Genomic DNA, 18,740 nt, shown 5'->3' with positions numbered 1-18,740 from the left:
AGAACCAGAGGACGGGACGCATGCGTAGAATTGTCATCATCGGCGGGGGTCAGGCCGCATCGGCGTTGATTGCAAAGCTTGTCGCCGAAAAGTCGGATGACCGGATCACCCTTGTCTGTGCCGAACCACGCCTGCCCTATCAGCGCCCCCCATTGTCCAAGGCCTATCTGCTGGGCGAGATGGCCGAGGACCGGCTCTATTTCAGGCCTGCCGCCTGGTATGACGAACACGGCATCGACGTGCGGTTGAACAGCCGCGCCGACAGCATCGACAAGGCAGCAAAAACCGTCACGCTGGATGGCGGCGAGGTGCTGGCCTACGACGATCTGGTGCTGACCACCGGTGCCCATCCCCGCACCCTGCCCGCCGCCATCGGGGGGACGCTTGGAAATGTCTTTGCCGTGCGCGATCTGGATGACGCGGACGCGATGGAACCCGCCTTTGTCGCAGGTGCGCGCGCGCTGATCGTCGGTGGCGGCTATATCGGGCTCGAGGCGGCAGCGGTCGCGGCCAAGCGCGGTGTCAGCGTCACGCTGGTCGAGGCGGCGGATCGTATCCTGCAACGGGTCGCAGCACCCGAAACCTCTGATTTCTTTCGCGAGCTTCATCGCGCACACGGCGTCGATATCCGCGAAGGCGTCGGGCTGTCAGCGTTGACGGGCGATGATGTCGTCACCGGGGCAACCCTGTCCGACGGCACGACGTTGGACATTGATTTCGCCATCGCAGGCGTTGGCATCGCACCCGCAACCATACTGGCCGAAGGCGCGGGCCTCGTGATCGACAACGGGATTGCCACCGACGTCCACGGGCGCACCTCTGATCCCCATATCTGGGCGGCAGGCGATTGCGCCTCTGCCCCCTATCGCGACGGGCGCGTGCGCATCGAAAGCGTCGGAAACGCCATTGATCAGGCTGAAATCGTGGCCCACAACCTGCTGGGCCGCCCCGTGACCTATACGCCGAAACCGTGGTTCTGGTCGGATCAATACGATGTGAAACTTCAGATTGCGGGGCTGAATACCGGCTATACCGATCTGCATGTGCGCGACGTGGATGGTGCGCGATCGCATTGGTATTACCGTGGCGACACCCTGCTGGCGATCGACAGCCTGTCGGATACCCGCGCCTATATGGTGGGCAAACGTCTGATCGAGGCGGGCAAAAGCCCCGCCCCCGCCGTGGTCACCGCAGCAGAGACCGACCTCAAGGCATTGTTGCGTGCATGAGGATCGTGGCGGGCACGCATCGCGGCGTCCAGCTGGCCGATGTCGGGGCAGGCGATCCGGCGGCGCACCTGCGCCCCACGTCTGACCGCGTCCGCGAAAGCCTGTTCAACATGCTGGACGGAGGACGTTTCGGCAGCCCGCTGCGGGACGCACGCGTGCTGGACCTGTTTGCCGGCACCGGCGCACTGGGACTGGAGGCGCTGTCACGTGGCGCGCGGCATGCAACCTTTGTCGATAATGGTGCCGCAGCGGGCAGCCTGTTGCAGGCCAATATCACCAAGCTCCGGCGCGCGGCCGACACCACGGTGCTCAGGGTCGATGCGACCGCAATTCCGGCCGCCATCACGGCCTGCGATTTGATCTTTATCGATCCACCCTACGGGCAGCGGCTTGGTGCGCAGGCCTTGCTTGCGGCACGGGCGGGCGGCTGGATCGCCCCCGGCGCATTGATCGTCTGGGAAGAGGCCAGCCCCCAGATCGCGCCGATGGGTTTCAAACGGCTGGACCAACGCCAATACGGCAGCACCTGGATCACCTTGCTGGAGGCACCATGACCAAACTGGTGATATTTGACTGCGACGGGGTGCTGGTCGATACCGAACCCACCACCAACCGGATCATGTCCGACAGTTTTGCACGCTATGGTCTGCATATTTCACCCGCAGAGGTGCACGCCTTGTTCGCTGGTGGCACCATGCGCGGTGCGGCAAGCGCGGCAACACAACGCGGCGCGCAGCTGCCCGACACTTGGCTGGACGACATCCACGCCGAAATCCGGGCGGCACTGCGCGACGGCCCACCCGTCATTCCCGGTGTCGTCGATCTGCTGGACCTGCTGGACGACGCCGGTATCGCAACCGCTGTGGCCTCGAACGGTCCGATGTCCAAGATGGAGGTCAGCCTTGCCTCCTCTGGTCTGTGGGACCGTTTCCGCGGGCGCATCTACACCGGTCATGACCATCGCCCAAAACCTGATCCGGCCATGCTGCATCACGCGATGCAGGTGGCGGGCACAGATGCGGGCGGAACGATATTCATCGACGACATGCCGGCGGGCTGGCAGGCGGCGCAAGCGGCCGATGTCTGCTGTTACGCCTATGTCGCCGATGGTGGTCCTGTCCGCGCCACAGGCTATGCCGTCCAGCCCATCACGGACATGATGCAGGTCGCGCGCGATCTGGGCCTGACGGGCTAGCGCCCCGCCAACATTGTCAGCGGGGCGCGCGCAATCACGCATTGCGGATCAGTTCAGGTTGGTGGCCACAGCTGCCTCTGCTGCCTGAACCAGTCCAGCGCCGTCCAGCCCACGCGCATCCATGTCCGCGATCCAGTCGGCCCGGACCTCTTGGCCCAGCGCCTTGATCGCGTCGGTTTCCAGCTCTGACAGAACAGCGATCTGGTTTCCGCCGTCCTCCATCAGGTCACGCCCTTCGGAATCGCCGGTGTCGTGGGCACCGCCCGCCCATTCGGCGGCCATCTTGCCGGAATTGGCGTCGATGACAGCCTTGAGGTCGTCGGGCAGTGCCGCATAGACGTCTTTGTTCATCGCCCAGACGAAAAACAGGTTATACAGCGCGCGGTCGCCTGCGACATCGGTGTGGCTGTCGGTCAGCTCGTCCAGTTTCAGCGACGGCGACATTTCCCAGGTGATCACGCCTCCATCCACGACACCGCGCGACAGCGCCTCTGGGAATGCGGGAACAGGCATGCCGACGGGTGTGGCCCCCAGCTTTTCCAGCAGCAGCGTCGCAGGGCGCGACGGGCCGCGCACCACCTTGCCGCGCAGATCATCGACCGTTTCGGGCGCTGGACCCTTCAGGTGGATGATGCCGGGGCCGTGCATGTGGGTTGTAATCACATGCACATCTTCGAAATCGTCCATCAGGTAGTCTTGGGTGAAATCCCATGCGGCACGCGACGCCTCTGCGCCCAGCTTGCTGGTCATGAACGGCAGTTCCAGCGCCTCGGCCTCGGGGAAACGGCCCGGCTCATAGCCCGGAATGACCCAGCCACCATCGATGGCACCGTCGCGGATCAGATCATATTGCGACGCGGCGGACCCGCCCAGCTGCATGAAGGGATAAAGCTCGACCTTGATCCGGCCGCCCGATTGTTCCTCGATCGCGTCGGCCCAGGGCTGCATGAAATAGGTCGGGTTCGCCGAGGCAGGCGAAACGAAATGCTGGAAACGCAACGTGACCTCTTGGGTCAGGGCAGCGGTGGGCAATGTCAGACAGGCCGCGACAGCGGCAATCAGTGAACGGTGCATAGCGTGCATCCTCAAATCGAATTTTCATGGGGGGATGTCACCGCTAGTGACGCAGTTGATATGGTTTAGATGCGATCCGTTCGCAAGTGCGCCGGGCAAATTTATCCACTGATGCGCCGAGACAAGGTAATATGTCCCAGCGCCAGCAACCCCAGCAATCCGCCCGTCACCCCCAGCGCCATCAGCCCGCCCAGAGCAATGGCCCCCGATCCCACGGCCGATCCCAATGCCGCCCCGATGTAGATCGCCGCAGCATTGAGCGCGAGAAGAACCGGTGCCGCCTGGATACGCAAAGCGATGATCCGCATCTGCTGGCCCGCCAGGAACGACCACCCCGTCGCGGACCAGACGGCCACCAGCAGCGCCAGCACAATCCCCGGCAGGGGCAAGAGCGAGAAAAGCGGCAGCAGGGCAATCTGCGCGATACACAGGATCGTCAGCGTCCGCGTCGGACCGATGCGGTCGGCCATCCAGCCGCCCATCAGGTTGCCCAACACGGCGCCCACACCAAACATCAGCAACAGCGCCGTGATCCCGTCACGCCCGTAACCCATCCCGTTTTCCATCAGGGGGGCAAAATAGGTATAGACGACATAGACCGCCGCCAGGAACGTCGCGGTGAACGTGACCGCCAGCATCATCGGTCCGTTGCGCAGGATCGCGCCCAGTTCGCGCAGCGAGACCGGCTGAAAATTCAGTCCCCGTGGCACGATCCGCCAAAGCAGCGGCAACATTGCCAATGCCAGCACCGCCACGATCAGCATCGCGGCGCGCCAGCCAAAGGTATAGGCGATGAAACTGCCGGCAGGCACGCCCAGCACCTGCGCCAATGTCAGACCGAACACCACCCAGGCCAGGGTCTTGCCTTGGGTTTGCGGTGTGGACAGGCGTGCCGCGACCGATGCGCTGACCGGGGTGAACATGCCCGCGCCCGCCGCCGCAATGATGCGCGTCAGATGAAGCGTGAATTCAGTCGGTGCGACCGCCGACGCCACATGCGCCAGCGCAAAGATTGCCATTGCGATCGTCAGGATGCGCCTGCGCCCGATGCGCCCCGTGGCCGACACCAGCAAGGGCGAGAGCACGGCATAGGACAAGGCATAGGTCGTCATCAACCATCCGGTGCGACCCGGCGAGATACCAAAGCTGTCGCCCACAGGCACCAGCATCCCGATCAGGACAAAAGCACCCATACCGATGGCGAAATTTGCAACACTCAGGACACCGATCAGACGGCGGCCCGCGCCGGCCTCGGTCACTCGGGCATCGTGGGGTGAAACCGTCCGGCAGGCGACAGCGTGAAAATCTCGCACCCCTGCGCGGTTATCCCGATGGAATGTTCGAACTGCGCGGACAGGGACTTGTCGCGCGTCACGGCCGTCCAGTCATCCGCGAGGATCTTGGTTTCCGGTCGGCCAAGGTTGATCATCGGCTCGATGGTGAAAAACATGCCTTCTTCCAGCACGGCACCGGATCCGGGGCGACCGTAATGCAGCACGTTGGGCGGGGCATGAAACACCCGACCCAGCCCGTGACCGCAAAAATCACGCACGACGGACATGCGCTGCTTTTCCGCGTAGGTCTGAATGGCGTGACCGATATCGCCAAATGTATTGCCCGGCTTGGCTGCCTCGATCCCCAGCATCAGGCAATCGTGCGTCACCTGCACCAGACGCTCGGCCTTGCGGCTCATCTTGCCGGCCCAATACATGCGCGAACAATCACCGAACCAACCGTCGACAATCACGGTTACATCAATGTTCAGGATATCGCCGTCCTTGAGCACCTTGTCACCAGGAATACCGTGGCAGACCACGTGGTTCACGCTGATGCAGCTGGCGTGCTGATAGCCGCGATACCCGATGGTGGCAGAGGTCGCACCAGCAGCCGTGACCCAATCGGTGATCAGTTGGTCAATCACACCGGTTGTCTGACCGACGAACACATGTTCCGCGATATCGTCAAGGATCGTTGCAGCCAGCCGGCCTGCCTTTTCCATACCTGCGAAATCGGATGGTTCATACAGACGGATCCCGTCCTTTGTCACACTCTGCGAAGAGGTCGTCACGTCGTCACCTATCATTACCTGCGAAGCCACATAGGACGTTTTAGCCCTGCATGCCACCCCGGCCCAGCGGCAGCACGCGACCCAGCGCGATCCCGTCGCGGTCCATTGTCGCATCCATGACGATCACCTCGACCCCTGCGGCCACTGCCGCATCAAAGGCCGCGCCGTAAACCGGGTCGATATCGCGGGCCACGTCAAAGGCGTCGCAGTCGGTGCGATTGACCAGAAAAAAGACCGCCGCGCGGTCTCCCGCCGCGACCCGGTCCGCCAGATCCGCCATGTGCCGCGCACCGCGCGCCGTGGCCGTGTCCGGAAATTCGGCGAGACCGGGCGTCCGGCAGACCGTCGCGCTCTTGACCTCGAGCCACAGGGCGGGGCCATCCCCCGTCAGCAGGAAATCGACACGTGAGTTGGCCGCATATTTCACCTCTGACCGGATGTCGGTGTAGCCTGTCAGGCCCGGCACGCGGCCTGCCCGCAACCCTTCGCCCACCACGCGGTTGGCCTGCGCCGTATCCACGCAGACCAATGCACCCCCATCGTCGACCAGCCGCCATGCATACTTCAGCTTGCGCTTGGGGTCGTCATTGGTTTCCAGCCAGACCTGCATGCCCGGTTCGGCCAGCCCCGTCATCTTGCCGGGGTTTGCGACATGCGCCGTGACCTCGGTCCCGTCATCCAGCGTCACATCCGCCAGAAAACGTTTGTAGCGGCGGATCAGCGTGGCGGGGATCAACGGTCTGGCAAAGTTCATGTCGGCAGTTATACCGGGACAAAACGGAGTTTAGAATGACCAATCCCACAGCTGCGATGCTTGTCATCGGCGATGAAATCCTGTCGGGCCGCACCCGCGACAGCAACATGAACCATCTGGCCAAGGTGCTGACCGAAGCCGGGATCGACCTGTGCGAGGCCCGAGTCGTGAGTGACGACCAGCCCGCCATCGTTGCGGCGGTGCAGGCGCTGTCTGCGGCCTACGATCACGTCTTTACGTCCGGCGGGATCGGCCCCACCCACGACGACATCACCGCCGATGCGGTGGCCGCCGCATTCGATGTGCCGATCGACGTGCGCGACGATGCCCGCGCGCTGCTACAGGCGCATTACGATCGCGCCGGAACCACGCTGAACGATGCGCGCCTGCGCATGGCCCGAATCCCTGACGGTGCCACCCTGATCGACAACCCTGTCAGCACGGCACCGGGATTCACCCTGGGCAACGTCAACGTCATGGCAGGCGTGCCGGCGGTGTTCGAGGCAATGGTCGCCAGCGTCGTGTCCAAACTGGCCCACGGTGCGCCCCTGTTGTCACAAAGCTGGCGCGTCATGCGCGGCGAAGGCGATGTCGCTGCCCCGCTAGCGCAGGTCGCTCAGGATTTCCCCGAATTGTCACTGGGCAGCTATCCGTTCCAAAAAGACGGCGTCTATGGCACCAATCTGGTGGTGCGCGGCCGCGATGCATCACAGGTCGATGCGGCCATGGCCCACTTGCAGGCGCTGTTTCCCGCATGACTGATTGGGGCGCGGTGATAGATGCGACCTGGCCCGCCGCCCGGACGCAGCAGGTTGGTCCCTGGCTGATCCGGCAAGGCGACGGCGGCGGCAATCGCGTCAGTGCAGCGACAGCGACCGGCCCCGTCACCCGTCAGGATCTGGCGCTGGCCGAAACCGCGATGCGTGACCTGGGCCAAGAGGTCGTGTTCAGCATCCGGCCCGGTGACGACAGCGCCGACGCAGCACTGGCGGATGCAGGATACACCATCCGCGATGAAACGATCGTCTATGCCTGCCCTGCCGCCGCTCTTGCGACTCCGAAACCGCCCCCTGTCTGCGCCTTTACCGTCTGGCCACCGCTGGCGGTGCAACGCGATATCTGGGACCAGGGTGGTGTCGGCCCTGCCCGCCTTGCGGTGATGGACCGTGTGACGGGGCCGAAAACGACGATCCTTGGCCGCATCGACGACCGCCCGGCTGCTACCTTGTTCGTGGCGATCCATGACGGTGTGGCCATGTTGCACGCGCTGGAGGTCAGCAAATCCCACCGGCGCAAGGGGTTGGCCGCGACCCTGACCCGTGCCGCCGCGATCTGGGGACAGGCGCATGGCGCGCCAACCTTTGCATTGCTGACCACGGTTGCGAACGCAGGCGCGAATGCGCTGTATCAGGGGTTGGGGATGACAGAGGTCGGGCGCTATCATTACCGGGCACAGCCAAAGGACACATCATGACCGAACAGCCGACCGCCCTGGACCTGCCGATGGTCGACCCGCTGCCAGACGCCACGCAGGCCTATTTCGACATCTGCCAGGACAAACTGGGAATGGTGCCCAATGTCCTGCGGGCCTATGCCTTTGACATCGAAAAACTGAACGCCTTTACCGCCCTCTACAACGATCTGATGCTGGCACAATCCGACCTGACCAAGCTGGAACGCGAAATGATCGCGGTCGTCGTCAGTTCGGTGAACAAGTGTTACTACTGCCTGACCGCCCATGGTGCCGCCGTGCGGCAGTTGTCCGGCAACCCGGCCTTGGGCGAAATGATGGTCATGAACTGGCGTGCCGCTGATCTGGACACCCGCCAGACCGCCATGCTGCGGTTCGCCGAAAAGCTGACAGAAACACCATCACGGATCGAGGAAAGCGACCGGCAGGCCTTGCGCGACGCAGGGTTCAGCGACCGTGCCATCTGGGACATCGCCAGCGTGGCCGCTTTTTTCAACATGTCCAACCGCGTCGCGTCAGCCACCGAAATGGTGCCCAATGCCGCATACCACGCCCAGGCCAGATGAAGACACTCACGCTCTGTCTTGGGCTGATCGCAGGCCCGCTGGCCGCACAGGAACTGGCGCTGCCCGGCAACGCGTCGCTGACCTTTGAGACCCGGGACGCCGACGTCCGCTACCTGCTGCCGACGGGGCCTTGGGTGGATGGTGTCCTGCCCAGCCGCCCCGTCGAGGGGGCGCAGCAGATCGAGGTCTGGCGGATCGACGCACCGGGGCTTGATACCTTGCCGATCCTGCGCAGCCTCCGGGATCAATTGACCAACGCGGGTTTTGACGTGATCCATGAATGCGCCGATGTGGATTGCGGGGGCTTTGATTTCCGATTTGCGATCCCCGTGACGCCACCTCCTCAGATGCAGGTCGATCTGGGAGCCTTTCGCCACTTGTCCGCCGTAAACGGGGAAAATGCTGTCAGCCTGCTGGTCAGTCACACGCCGCAGGCGGGATTTGTCCAGATCACCCGGATTGCACCCACATCGGATGACCTGCCGACCCTCACGACCGCGGCACCGACCCTGCGCGCCACCACCGTGAATGGCGATCTTGGGGAAAAGCTGATGGCGCAGGGACGGGCTGTTCTGGACGGCGTCACATTCGCGACGGGGGCGACCGCCCTTGCAAGCGGTGAGAGCGCTGCACTACGTGCGCTGGCCGACTTTTTGGCGGACAACCCGGATCTGGCGATCAGCATCGTGGGCCACACCGACGCCGAAGGCGCGCTGGACGGCAATATCGCGATTTCGCGCAGCCGTGCTGCCGCTGTCGTGGAACGTCTGGTCGCTGATTACGGCGTGCCCCGCGCCCAACTGACACCGGCTGGCATGGGCTACCTGTCACCGGTGGCCAGCAACCTGACAGACGACGGTCGCCGTGCGAACCGTCGTGTCGAGGCCGTGGTCACCGGGACCCGTTGATTACCAGGATTCAGGGCCTTTTTCCGCAAAGGCATTCACCAGAAAATCAATGAATGCACGCACCTTTGGCTGTGTGAAACGGCCGGGCGGATAAACGGCATAGATGCCTTGGGTTTCAACCGGCAGATCGGGGATCGCCTCTTCGACCAGACCCTTGCGCATCGCATCAGCGTAGAGAAAGCTAGGCAGATAGGCGATGCCCAGACCGCCGACGCAGGCGTTCAGCAGCGACTGTCCGTCGTTCACGGTCAGCCAGCCCGCCGTCCGGACCTGCCGCTTTTCGCCCGATGGCGCTGTCAGTTTCCAGACTGCTGAATTGGCGGCATTGGAATAATGCAGCAACTTGTGTTCGTTCAGATCGTCGATTTTTTCGGGCCGGCCGTATTGTTCGAAATAGGCAGGCGAGGCAATCATACGTCGGCTGGTTTCCGTCAGCTTGCGCGCGCGCAGGGTGCTGTCCTCCAGCTCACCGATGCGAATGGCCATGTCGAACCCTTCGGAAATCAGTTCGACGTAGCGGTTGTTCAGCACCATGTTCACGGTAATGTCGCTGAATTCGGACAGGAATTCACCCAGGACCGGTGACAGGTGGTTCACCCCGAAATCCGTCGCGACCGAAATCCGCAGCAGGCCCGACGGGGCGGATTGCATGGATGTGACCAGTGCGTCCGCCTCGCCTGCGTCATTCAACACCCGGCGGGCGCGGTCATAATAGGCCAGGCCGATTTCCGTCGGACTGACCCTGCGGGTCGTGCGATTCAAGAGCCGGGCACCCAGTCGCGCCTCGAGTGACGAGACGTGCTTTGACACGGCGGATTTAGAGATTCCCATCTTCTTGGCGGCGTCGGTAAAGCCACCCTGATCCACGACCGTGGCAAAGGCTTCCATCTCGGTAAGGCGATCCATGTCCGGTCCTAACACTGTTAACTGTTGGACCGTTCTTGCCTGTCAAATCGGGCGGGATTGGGTCACGCGCCTGACAATACCGCGATTTCTCAGCGACTGGCCTCTATTTGGAAACGCCCCGCAGCCGGGTCCGCCATGGCAATGGCGCGGGCAATTTCGCTACCTATCCGCGCACTGCCCAGCGCGGAGGGATGCACCAGATCACCCGCATAGAGGTCAAGGTCTGCCGGGTCGATCGCATCCTTGGCATCAACGAATAGAATGCGCGGATCGCCTTGGGCCAGGGCGGCCAATCGGGTCGATAGTGCGGCCAATTCGTCCGCGCAATCCGCCAGCGGACCACCGGCAACGGATGTGCCGTAATATCCCAGCACCACGACGCGCGGCCCCTGATCCGCGACATCCCGCACAAAGCGGGGCATGGCCCCGGTCTGCCCATTGGCAGAGATCAACGCGTCCAACGTGAAATCGCAGCCATCACAGCCGCAGTCCTGCGCCAGGTCGTTGGCACCACCGTTCACGATGACCCAATCCCAATCAGCCGCGCGGTACTGGGCCGGGATCGCGGTCAGGAACCGCGCCCCCGGAACGGACCGGTTCGCGACCCCACGATCCAGCGCGGCTGCCGCAACGCGCGGAATATCCTGCCCCGAAAGACGGTTCCACGACAGCACGGAATCCCCCACCGCCGTGATGGTGACGGGGCCCGTCTGCGGCGGCGCACAGCCCGCCAGCAGCGCACAAACGACGCAGGCCCCCGCCCGGATCACAGTGTTGCAGCCAGCCGGGTGCCCTGATCGATGGCCCGCTTGGCATCCAGTTCGGCCGCGACATCCGCGCCGCCGATCACGTGATGTGTCACGCCGCGCGCGGCCAGATCAGCGGCCAGCGCATTTTCCGGCACCTGTCCGGCACACAGCACGATGGTATCGGCGGGTATCACGCGCGGATTCTCGCGGGCGGTGCCTTCGCTGATGTGCAATCCTTCGGCGTCGATTCGTTCGTAGTTCACGCCGCCGACCATCTGCACCTGTTTCATCTGCAGCCCGGCGCGGTGAATCCAGCCCGTGGTCTTGCCCAACCCCTTGCCCAGCTTTTGCGCCTTGCGCTGCAACAAGGTGACCTGCCGCGCGGGCGCATGGGGCTGCGGTCCTGCTGGTGCCAGACCACCGCGATGATCGCCGGGATCCGTCACGCCCCATTCCTTCATCCAGTCGGGCAGATCGGTTGTCGGGCTTTGATCCGTGACCAGCGTTTCGGCCACGTCGAACCCGATCCCGCCCGCACCGATGATGGCGACGCGCTGACCGACCTCGGCCTTGCCGCGCAGCACGTCGATATAGGACAGGACATTCGGGCCGTCCTGACCGGGAATCTGCGGGTCGCGGGGGGCCACACCCGTGGCAACGATCACCGCGTCATAGCCGGTCAGATCGTCCGCGCCGACCCGCGCGCCCAGTTTCAGTGTAATGCCCGCAGCTGCGACCGCGGCGCGATACCAATCCACAAGGCCCCAGAATTCCTCTTTGCCCGGCACCTGTTTGGCCATGTTGAGCTGGCCACCGATTTCATGCGCATCATCAAAGATCGTGACAGCGTGTCCCCGTTCCGCCGCCGTCAACGCAGCCGACAGGCCCGCAGGACCCGCGCCGACCACGGCGATGGATTTCGTCTGCGCTGCCGGGGTCACCACCAGTTCGGTTTCGTGGCAGGCCCGCGGGTTGACAAGACAGGACGACAGTTTCCCGCCAAAAGTGTGATCCAGACAGGCCTGATTGCAGGCGATGCAGGGTGCGATCAGATCGGCCTGCCCTGCCTGTGCCTTGGCCACGAAATCGGGATCGGCCAGAAACGGGCGCGCCATGCTGACCATGTCGGCGCAGCCTTCGGCCAGCACATCCTCGGCGACCTGGGGCGTGTTGATCCGGTTCGAGGTGATCAGCGGAATCCCCACCTGCCCCATCAGTTTTTTCGTCACCCAGGCAAAGGCCCGGCGCGGCACCGACGTGGCAATCGTCGGAATCCGCGCCTCGTGCCAGCCGATACCGGTGTTGATGATCGACGCACCCGCCGCCTCGATCGCCTGCGCCAGTTGCACGACCTCTTCGTAGGTGGACCCGTCGGGGACCAGATCAATCATGGACAGCCGGTAGATCACGATGAAATCGGGGCCCACAGCCTCGCGCACGCGGCGCACGACCTCCACGGGCAGGCGCATCCGGTTCTCATACAACCCGCCCCAGCGGTCAGTGCGGTGGTTGGTGTGTTTCACCAAAAATTGGTTGAGGAAATATCCCTCTGATCCCATCACCTCGACACCGTCATAGCCAGCCTGCCTGGCGCGGCTGGCGGCCGTCACCATGTCGCTGATCTGCTTTTCGATACCGGCCTCGTCCAGTTCCGTGGGCACAAATGGCGAGATCGGTGATTTGATAGCCGAAGGGGCGACACAATCCTTGGAATAGGCATAGCGACCTGCGTGCAGGATCTGCATCGCGATCTTGCCGCCTGCATCGTGCACGCGGTCGGTGACGATGCGGTGGTTGGCGATATCGGCATCGCTGAACAGGCCAGCCGCCCCCGGAAACACGCCGCCTTCCTTGTTCGGGGCCATCCCGCCGGTCACCATCAGGCCGACACCACCACGCGCACGCGCCGCGTAAAATTCTGCGACCCGGTTCCAGTCACGGGTTTCTTCCAGCCCGGTGTGCATGGACCCCATCAAAACGCGATTTTTCAGCGTCGTATGGCCCAGGTCGAGAGGCGACAAAAGGTTGGGATAATTCGTCATTGGCGGGTTCCTCCGGTTTGGAGCTACATTACCCACCCGATTGTCTGCGTCACCCCCAACGCCGCGTCAGTGCATCAGTTCCCGGCGGTTTCCACGCAATGCCGCCGAAACGCGCGCTTGAGCATGTCCAGCTCGCCGCGCAACAGGTCCAGTTCCGCGCGAATATCGTTCGACAGCGCCTCGCCCCCCAGAAAGGCAAAACTGGCGAGTGTGTCCCCGGTATCGCGTGTGCTGATCACAAAGGTCTGCACGCCGTCCCCCAAGCGATCAGCCGGAATGGGAACATCAACCAGCCATTTGCCGTCCTCCAGCCGGTTCAGCGTCGGCGCGGGCAAGGCCTCTGCTCCCTGCGACACGATCAGCGCGGGCGGGGTGTCCCCCGTGACACCCGACAATTCGCCCTGCCACAGGCCGGCAATCATCCGCAGCTTGATCAGTTTCAGTTCCGACATGACGGTGGCTCCTTACAGTTCGGCGCGCGGATAACGGCACAAGGTGACGTCGCGCAGGGTGATCTGGTTCATCTCGGCCCCTTCGAAAATCAGGTCCAGCCAGGCTGCCTCGATCCGCCGCTCGTTGATGTCGCTATAGGCAAGGTCGAATTCGACGACCATTTCACCATCCGCATTCTTGATCTCTTGCACCATCTGTTCGGTGTTCGGACCGTGACGGACGTTCAACCGCGCAAAGATTTCCAGCGGCTGTTCCAGTTCCACGTTGACTGCCAACCGGATGATATGCCGTTTCAACAGGCCGTCGATTGCCTCTGCGGGCAAATCCAGCACCAGACTGAGGAAACTGCCGTCAAACCTGAAAACGTCCAGTCGCAGACCATAGGGTGCCATGTCACTGGTGCGCGTATTTCGGATCTGGCGAAGCGTCAGTTCACTGATGTCGCAATCATGAAACACCGTCAGATGATCGCCCAGGCTGGCGCGGTTGCCGACGGCGGCAATGCCCATTTCCGGCAACGGCCCACGCCAGGCACGCGGTCGCCACGACCAGAGTGTACCGCCTGGTCTGACAAATGCGTTTGTGCCGACACGCGGCAAGGCCAGTCGACTGTCGGCAACGAAATTCAGTTCAGACAGGCGCGTCATCAACTGGCTCGCCATCAAGCGCTGCTGATGCAATTTGTCCAGGTCGGCCGTTTCAGCCGCGCGGGCCAGCCGGGTCCAGCGTCGCAGGCTCCACCGATGCAAGAGCCGTCCGATTGCCTGTCTGCCTAAACCCACCAAACGCTCCTTCAGTCTTCTGGGCCGAACTGCGCATGTGCGGCCATGGGACGATCTGCACGACTATTTCCAAAATAGAAACAATGCCAAGTCATCACGTCGTCGATTGTTGCACGCTATTGGCCGCCCGCAACTGCTGCAACATCTGGTCCAGCACCTCGCGCGACTGAACCTGCGTCAACGGAGCCTGGGTCAGGCCGCGCACCGTGATCGTCACGACCCGCCCGCGCAGGTCGGTGAACAAACGCCAGCTTTCGGGTTGGCTGCCGACGATATCGGGGGGGGCCGTGTCGCGGGTATAGACGGTCACGGCATTTGTCGCGGCACCCGTGTTCAGGACCTCGACCGGCCCACCGATGTCGGACACGCCCAGCAGGGTCGCGCCCTGCTGGGTTTCCAGAAAGGCGCGAAAGGCAGGTTCGGACCCTGCCACCAACGCGCTGTTTGCGTCACCGACCTGAACGGTAATCAGCGCCATCAGGTCCGGCAGGGGCCTGTCCGATGCCGCATTGATCGCGGCGCAGGCCGCAAGGAATGCAAACCCGCGCTGCGGGCGCGTCACCTGCGGATCGATGCAGTAACCCTGCGGCGCCGCCACCACGACGCCCCCGGTCAGGCGCAATGTCGTGGCGTCCGGCCCGGAAACTGTCCCCGGCAGGTCGCAAGCTGCAAGTGCGGCCAGCGCCACCGCCAGGATCGATCCGCGCAACACCGCGTTACAGGTCCATGTAAACGTGGGTTTCCGCCTTTGCACCGGGATGGGTCACGGCGCCCTTGCGGGCACCACCCACCAGCTGCGCAAATTTCCAGACCGCACCAGAGGCATAGTTCGTGGGCCGCGGGCCAGGCCAGGCCGCGCGGCGCGCATCCATGTCGGCATCGCTGACATTAACAGACAATTCGCCGGTCAGCGCGTTGATGGTGATGACGTCGCCGTTTTGCAGCAAGGCAATGGGACCACCATGCGCGGCCTCTGGTCCGACGTGACCGACGCAGAACCCGCGTGTCGCGCCCGAAAAACGCCCGTCGGTGATCAGGGCCACCTTCTTGCCCATGCCCTGACCGGACAGGGCGGCGGTGGTCGCCAGCATTTCACGCATCCCCGGACCGCCGGCGGGGCCTTCGTTGCGGATGACGAGGACTTCGCCTTCCTTGTATTCGCGCGCCTTGACGGCGGCAAATGCCTCTTCTTCGTTCTCGAACACACGGGCCGGACCGCTAAAGACCTGCTCTGCATCGGACATGCCCGCAACCTTGACGATTGCACCATCGGGGGCCACGTTGCCGCGCAGGCCGACGACGCCGCCGGTCTTGGTGATCGGGTTGTCGATAAAGTGGATCACTTTACCGTCCGGCTCACCTTTGATCATGTCCAGCTCTTCGCCGATGGTCTTGCCGGAGGATGTGATGCAATCCTCGTGGATCAGGCCGGCCTTGCGCAGCTCTTTCATCACGACGGGAATGCCACCTGCGTCGAACAGGTCCTTGGCGACAGCCTGACCGCCGGGTTTCATGTCGACGAAATACGGCGTGTCCTTGAAGATGTCGCAGACGTCCCACAGGTCGAAATCAATCCCTGCCTCGTGCGCCATCGCGGGCAGGTGCAGACCGGCGTTTGTCGACCCACCGGTGCAGGCGACGACGCGCGCCGCGTTTTCCAGACTCTTGCGGGTGACGACATCACGGGCACGGATGTTTTCGTTGATCAGGTGCATCACGGCGCGGCCCGACGCCTCGCCGTATTGCGCGCGGTCCTTGTAGGGGGCGGGCATGCCAGAGGAATTCAGCAGCGCCAGACCGATCGCCTCGGACACGCAGGCCATCGTGTTGGCCGTGAACTGGCCGCCACAGGCACCAGCGGACGGACAGGCCACACGTTCCAGGATTGCCAGCTGTTCTTCGGTCATTTCGCCGGACTGATAACGGCCCACGGCCTCGAACATGTCCTGCACCGTCAGATCGCGTTCGCCGAAATCGCCCGGCAGGTCCGCACCGGCGGGGGCCTTGCCCGGCAGGATCGACCCGCCATACATGAAGACCGACGGCACGTTCAGACGGATCATCGCCATCATCATGCCCGGCAGCGATTTGTCGCAGCCTGCCAGACCCACCAGCGCGTCATAGCCATGACCGCGCATCGTCAGCTCCACCGTGTCGGCAATGGCTTCGCGCGAAGCAAGCGAGGACCGCATGCCTTCGTGGCCCATCGCGATTCCGTCGGTGACGGTGATCGTCGTGAACTCACGCGGGGTGCCAGCCGCTTCCTTGACGCCGCGCTTGACGGATTGTGCCTGCCAGTTCAGCGCGATGTTGCAGGGGGCTGCCTCGTTCCAGCAGGTCGCAACGCCGACAAAGGGCTGGGCGATGTCCTGCTCGGTCAGATCCATTGCATAGTAATAGGACCGGTGCGGCGCGCGCGCGGGGCCTTCGGTCACGTGACGGCTGGGCAGCTTGGATTTGTCGGGGCGATTGGCGGTCATTGCATTCTCCTCAGGGGCTCGGCACGGGTCTAATTTGCGGACCCCTTCCTGACAAGTCGCAACTGCTGTTGCAGGACCGTGCAGACGCAGCATAACGTGGCGCATGATCTGGCACCGACCTTACCTTGCGATGGCGGCATTCACGGCCCCTGCCCGTCCCGCAGGCAGCCTGTTTCGCATCATCGCCGTCCTCATCATCTTCGAGATCGCCTTTGCGATCATGCCGCAGATCTATTTCGGCCTGCTGGGTCCGGACGCCGATCTGTCGACACCGGCGGCGACGGTGCTGGATTTCGGACTGTTCATCCTGCCCGCCGCCGTCCTGATCCTTGCCGTACGCCTGCTGCACCAACGCGGCCTTGCCAGCATGATCGGTCCGCGCAATCTGGCACTGCAGCAAACCGTCGTGGCAACGCTCGCGGTCTCGCTTGTGTTGCTGGCGCAGGAACCGGCCCTGCTGTGGTTCGACCTGTCCGAGGATCTGGGGCTGCGCAATCCCGCGCTCTGGCTGGTCTGGCTGCTGCCCGGCCTCGTTGCAATCACGATCCAGTGCGCAACCGAAGAGCTGCTGTATCGCGGTTATCTGCAACAGCAACTTGGGGCGTTGTCATCCAGTCGCTGGGTCTGGATGGTGCTGCCTTCGGTCTATTTCGGTTTTGGGCATCTCTATAATGGTGACACGGTGGCTGCCGGCGTGCTCTGGGCCGGCTGGGCCACATTGCTGGGACTGGCCTGCGCCGATCTGACGGCCCGCACCGGCACCTTGGGCGCAGCCGTGGGACTGCATGTGGCCAACAACGTCTTTGCCACCGTCATCATCGCCGAGGCACAGACGCCCTCCAGCGGGCTTGCGCTGCTACTTTACCCTTATGCGGGTGATCTGCCGCCCGATGACGCCGGATTGATGGCACTGCTGACGCCGTTCACATTGTTCGACATCGTGGTGTCGGTCATGGGTGTGCTGGTCATGTGGCTGGCCGCGCGGGTCGCGCTGCGGGTGTAGATTGCATTCATGACGCACGGTCGCTATTTCCAAGTCAATCAAGAGAGGCCGCACCCCATGAACTGGATCACCAATTACGTCCGCCCCAAGGTCAACGCCCTGTTTTCACGGCGCGAAACCCCGGACAATCTGTGGACGAAGTGTGATGACTGCGGCACGATGCTGTTTCACCGCGAACTGGCCGACAACCTGAATGTCTGCGGAAACTGCGGCAATCACATGCCGATCGGTGCCCGCGACCGCCTGTTGTCCTTGTTCGATGGCGGCATCTACACCGAGGTTGCGGTACCGGAACCCGTCACTGACCCGCTGAATTTCCGCGATCAGAAAAAATATACCGACCGTCTGCGCGATGCCCGCCGCAAGACCGGTGAAAAGGACGCCATGCTGGTGGCCGAAGGCGAAATGGGCCGCACGCCCGTCGTCGTCGCGGTGCAGGATTTCAGTTTCATGGGTGGGTCCATGTCGATGTACGTCGGCAACGCCATCATCGCGGGGGCCGAACGCGCCATCGAGCTGGGTCGCCCCTTTATCCTGTTTTCCGCTGCTGGCGGTGCCCGGATGCAAGAGGGCATCCTGGGCCTGATGCAGATGCCGCGCACGACAATCGCGGTGCAGATGCTCAAGGAGGCAGGCCTGCCCTATATCGTCGTGCTGACGCACCCGACGACAGGCGGCGTCACGGCGTCCTATGCCATGCTGGGTGACGTCCAGATCGCGGAACCCAACGCGCTGATCGGCTTTGCCGGGGCGCGGGTCATCGAACAGACGATCGGTGAACAGCTGCCAGAGGGTTTCCAGCGTGCCGAATACCTGCTGGACCACGGGATGCTGGACCGTGTGACACCCCGCACCGAGCTGAAGGAAGAACTGGTCACGATCCTGCGGATGCTGATGAAGATGGAACCGCCCGTTGCAGGTGACCTGCCAGCGCCGCACCTTCCCAGCGAAGCCGAGGTCGCACTGCCGGCCACACCCACAGATCTGGCCGAAACCGAACAGTCCAAATAGCGCGGACGGCCGGCCGCCAGCCGGCCCCGCGGCAACACTCCCCCACAGG

The 18,740-nt window shown here is 63.4% G+C and carries 20 protein-coding genes; 9 read left to right on the top strand and 11 right to left on the bottom strand.

Annotation, left to right across the window (positions count from 1 at the left end; all coding sequences use genetic code 11):
• The first annotated feature begins 20 nt into the window (after nucleotides 1–20).
• Genes AN189_RS12865 through AN189_RS12855 form a run of 3 tightly spaced genes read left to right on the top strand, consistent with a single transcriptional unit; the run spans nucleotide 21 to nucleotide 2,424 of the window.
• Nucleotides 21–1,229: an NAD(P)/FAD-dependent oxidoreductase gene (locus AN189_RS12865; protein WP_056036525.1), complete on the top strand. Its 1,209-nt coding sequence runs from the start codon at nucleotides 21–23 to the stop codon at nucleotides 1,227–1,229.
• The gene (rsmD, locus tag AN189_RS12860) at nucleotides 1,226–1,783 is read left to right on the top strand and encodes a 16S rRNA (guanine(966)-N(2))-methyltransferase RsmD (RefSeq protein ID WP_056036523.1); all 558 of its coding nucleotides are present in this window, start codon (nucleotides 1,226–1,228) and stop codon (nucleotides 1,781–1,783) included. The genes AN189_RS12865 and rsmD overlap by 4 nt, the downstream gene beginning before the upstream one ends.
• On the top strand, nucleotides 1,780–2,424 hold the full coding sequence (locus AN189_RS12855) for an HAD family phosphatase (protein ID WP_056036521.1): 645 nt from the start codon (nucleotides 1,780–1,782) through the stop codon (nucleotides 2,422–2,424). Before rsmD ends, AN189_RS12855 begins: the two co-directional genes overlap by 4 nt.
• A gap of 48 nt (nucleotides 2,425–2,472) precedes the next feature.
• On the opposite strand, the gene AN189_RS12850 is transcribed toward AN189_RS12855, so the two are convergent.
• From AN189_RS12850 to sfsA, 4 genes are all read right to left on the bottom strand, one after another.
• On the bottom strand, nucleotides 2,473–3,498 hold the full coding sequence (locus tag AN189_RS12850; RefSeq protein ID WP_253279618.1) for a TRAP transporter substrate-binding protein: 1,026 nt from the start codon (nucleotides 3,496–3,498) through the stop codon (nucleotides 2,473–2,475).
• A gap of 101 nt (nucleotides 3,499–3,599) precedes the next feature.
• Nucleotides 3,600–4,757, bottom strand: coding sequence for an MFS transporter (locus AN189_RS12845; RefSeq protein WP_056036517.1), 1,158 nt, complete (start codon nucleotides 4,755–4,757; stop codon nucleotides 3,600–3,602).
• Nucleotides 4,754–5,581, bottom strand: a complete 828-nt coding sequence (gene map / locus AN189_RS12840) for a type I methionyl aminopeptidase (protein WP_056036514.1) — start codon at nucleotides 5,579–5,581, stop codon at nucleotides 4,754–4,756. The genes AN189_RS12845 and map overlap by 4 nt, the downstream gene beginning before the upstream one ends.
• Before the next feature lie 25 nt (nucleotides 5,582–5,606).
• Complete coding sequence (sfsA, locus tag AN189_RS12835; RefSeq protein ID WP_056036512.1) at nucleotides 5,607–6,320, bottom strand: DNA/RNA nuclease SfsA; 714 nt, start codon at nucleotides 6,318–6,320, stop codon at nucleotides 5,607–5,609.
• A gap of 35 nt (nucleotides 6,321–6,355) precedes the next feature.
• Between sfsA and AN189_RS12830 the strand changes: the two genes are divergently transcribed.
• From AN189_RS12830 to AN189_RS12815, 4 genes are read left to right on the top strand one after another with little or no spacing between them, the layout of a single operon-like run.
• On the top strand, nucleotides 6,356–7,078 hold the full coding sequence (locus AN189_RS12830; RefSeq protein ID WP_056036510.1) for a molybdopterin-binding protein: 723 nt from the start codon (nucleotides 6,356–6,358) through the stop codon (nucleotides 7,076–7,078).
• Complete coding sequence (locus AN189_RS12825; RefSeq protein WP_056036508.1) at nucleotides 7,075–7,794, top strand: GNAT family N-acetyltransferase; 720 nt, start codon at nucleotides 7,075–7,077, stop codon at nucleotides 7,792–7,794. Before AN189_RS12830 ends, AN189_RS12825 begins: the two co-directional genes overlap by 4 nt.
• Complete coding sequence (locus tag AN189_RS12820; RefSeq protein ID WP_056036506.1) at nucleotides 7,791–8,357, top strand: peroxidase-related enzyme; 567 nt, start codon at nucleotides 7,791–7,793, stop codon at nucleotides 8,355–8,357. Before AN189_RS12825 ends, AN189_RS12820 begins: the two co-directional genes overlap by 4 nt.
• A complete protein-coding gene (locus AN189_RS12815) occupies nucleotides 8,354–9,265 on the top strand; it encodes an OmpA family protein (RefSeq protein WP_056036503.1) in 912 nt (303 codons plus the stop codon). The genes AN189_RS12820 and AN189_RS12815 overlap by 4 nt, the downstream gene beginning before the upstream one ends.
• Here AN189_RS12815 and AN189_RS12810 read toward each other — a convergent pair whose 3' ends face one another.
• The 7 genes from AN189_RS12810 to ilvD form a co-directional block, all read right to left on the bottom strand.
• Entirely contained in the window at nucleotides 9,266–10,171 is a 906-nt protein-coding gene (locus tag AN189_RS12810; protein ID WP_056036501.1) for a LysR family transcriptional regulator, read from the bottom strand.
• An 89-nt stretch (nucleotides 10,172–10,260) separates the two neighbouring features.
• The gene (locus AN189_RS12805) at nucleotides 10,261–10,941 is read right to left on the bottom strand and encodes an SGNH/GDSL hydrolase family protein (protein ID WP_056036499.1); all 681 of its coding nucleotides are present in this window, start codon (nucleotides 10,939–10,941) and stop codon (nucleotides 10,261–10,263) included.
• Nucleotides 10,938–12,962 (bottom strand): NADPH-dependent 2,4-dienoyl-CoA reductase, encoded by a 2,025-nt coding sequence (locus AN189_RS12800; RefSeq protein WP_056036497.1) that lies wholly within the window; start codon nucleotides 12,960–12,962, stop codon nucleotides 10,938–10,940. The genes AN189_RS12805 and AN189_RS12800 overlap by 4 nt, the downstream gene beginning before the upstream one ends.
• Before the next feature lie 74 nt (nucleotides 12,963–13,036).
• Nucleotides 13,037–13,414, bottom strand: coding sequence for a hypothetical protein (locus AN189_RS12795; protein ID WP_056036496.1), 378 nt, complete (start codon nucleotides 13,412–13,414; stop codon nucleotides 13,037–13,039).
• A 12-nt stretch (nucleotides 13,415–13,426) separates the two neighbouring features.
• Entirely contained in the window at nucleotides 13,427–14,200 is a 774-nt protein-coding gene (locus AN189_RS12790; protein WP_157057488.1) for a DUF6478 family protein, read from the bottom strand.
• 91 nt (nucleotides 14,201–14,291) lie between these two features.
• On the bottom strand, nucleotides 14,292–14,906 hold the full coding sequence (locus AN189_RS12785; RefSeq protein WP_157057487.1) for a dihydroxy-acid dehydratase: 615 nt from the start codon (nucleotides 14,904–14,906) through the stop codon (nucleotides 14,292–14,294).
• 7 nt (nucleotides 14,907–14,913) lie between these two features.
• A complete protein-coding gene (gene ilvD, locus AN189_RS12780; RefSeq protein ID WP_056036491.1) occupies nucleotides 14,914–16,677 on the bottom strand; it encodes a dihydroxy-acid dehydratase in 1,764 nt (587 codons plus the stop codon).
• 103 nt (nucleotides 16,678–16,780) lie between these two features.
• On the opposite strand from ilvD, the gene AN189_RS12775 reads away from it, so the two are divergent.
• Nucleotides 16,781–17,680 carry a CPBP family intramembrane glutamic endopeptidase gene (locus AN189_RS12775; RefSeq protein WP_083484401.1) on the top strand — a complete coding sequence of 300 codons (900 nt, stop codon included), beginning with the start codon at nucleotides 16,781–16,783 and terminating at the stop codon, nucleotides 17,678–17,680.
• Between the two features lie 57 nt (nucleotides 17,681–17,737).
• Complete coding sequence (gene accD, locus AN189_RS12770) at nucleotides 17,738–18,691, top strand: acetyl-CoA carboxylase, carboxyltransferase subunit beta (protein ID WP_056036487.1); 954 nt, start codon at nucleotides 17,738–17,740, stop codon at nucleotides 18,689–18,691.
• Nucleotides 18,692–18,740: the final 49 nt, after the last annotated feature.

Origin of the sequence: Loktanella sp. 3ANDIMAR09, assembly GCF_001420005.1 — a bacterium.
Taxonomy (GTDB): domain Bacteria; phylum Pseudomonadota; class Alphaproteobacteria; order Rhodobacterales; family Rhodobacteraceae; genus Loktanella.
The sequence above is the reverse complement of the archived record's forward strand: the minus strand, read 5'-3'. Positions and strand labels throughout refer to the sequence as shown.

Excerpts from the sequence above, each read along its gene's own strand:
- AN189_RS12865 (WP_056036525.1), top strand. The coding sequence starts at position 21 with ATGCGTAGAATTGTCATCATCGGCGGGGGTCAGGCCGCATCGGCGTTG.
- rsmD (WP_056036523.1), top strand. The coding sequence starts at position 1,226 with ATGAGGATCGTGGCGGGCACGCATCGCGGCGTCCAGCTGGCCGATGTC.
- AN189_RS12855 (WP_056036521.1), top strand. The coding sequence starts at position 1,780 with ATGACCAAACTGGTGATATTTGACTGCGACGGGGTGCTGGTCGATACC.
- AN189_RS12850 (WP_253279618.1), bottom strand. The coding sequence starts at position 3,498 with ATGCACCGTTCACTGATTGCCGCTGTCGCGGCCTGTCTGACATTGCCC.
- map (WP_056036514.1), bottom strand. The coding sequence starts at position 5,581 with ATGATAGGTGACGACGTGACGACCTCTTCGCAGAGTGTGACAAAGGAC.
- sfsA (WP_056036512.1), bottom strand. The coding sequence starts at position 6,320 with ATGAACTTTGCCAGACCGTTGATCCCCGCCACGCTGATCCGCCGCTAC.
- AN189_RS12830 (WP_056036510.1), top strand. The coding sequence starts at position 6,356 with ATGACCAATCCCACAGCTGCGATGCTTGTCATCGGCGATGAAATCCTG.
- AN189_RS12825 (WP_056036508.1), top strand. The coding sequence starts at position 7,075 with ATGACTGATTGGGGCGCGGTGATAGATGCGACCTGGCCCGCCGCCCGG.
- AN189_RS12820 (WP_056036506.1), top strand. The coding sequence starts at position 7,791 with ATGACCGAACAGCCGACCGCCCTGGACCTGCCGATGGTCGACCCGCTG.
- AN189_RS12815 (WP_056036503.1), top strand. The coding sequence starts at position 8,354 with ATGAAGACACTCACGCTCTGTCTTGGGCTGATCGCAGGCCCGCTGGCC.
- AN189_RS12810 (WP_056036501.1), bottom strand. The coding sequence starts at position 10,171 with ATGGATCGCCTTACCGAGATGGAAGCCTTTGCCACGGTCGTGGATCAG.
- AN189_RS12800 (WP_056036497.1), bottom strand. The coding sequence starts at position 12,962 with ATGACGAATTATCCCAACCTTTTGTCGCCTCTCGACCTGGGCCATACG.
- AN189_RS12795 (WP_056036496.1), bottom strand. The coding sequence starts at position 13,414 with ATGTCGGAACTGAAACTGATCAAGCTGCGGATGATTGCCGGCCTGTGG.
- ilvD (WP_056036491.1), bottom strand. The coding sequence starts at position 16,677 with ATGACCGCCAATCGCCCCGACAAATCCAAGCTGCCCAGCCGTCACGTG.
- AN189_RS12775 (WP_083484401.1), top strand. The coding sequence starts at position 16,781 with ATGATCTGGCACCGACCTTACCTTGCGATGGCGGCATTCACGGCCCCT.
- accD (WP_056036487.1), top strand. The coding sequence starts at position 17,738 with ATGAACTGGATCACCAATTACGTCCGCCCCAAGGTCAACGCCCTGTTT.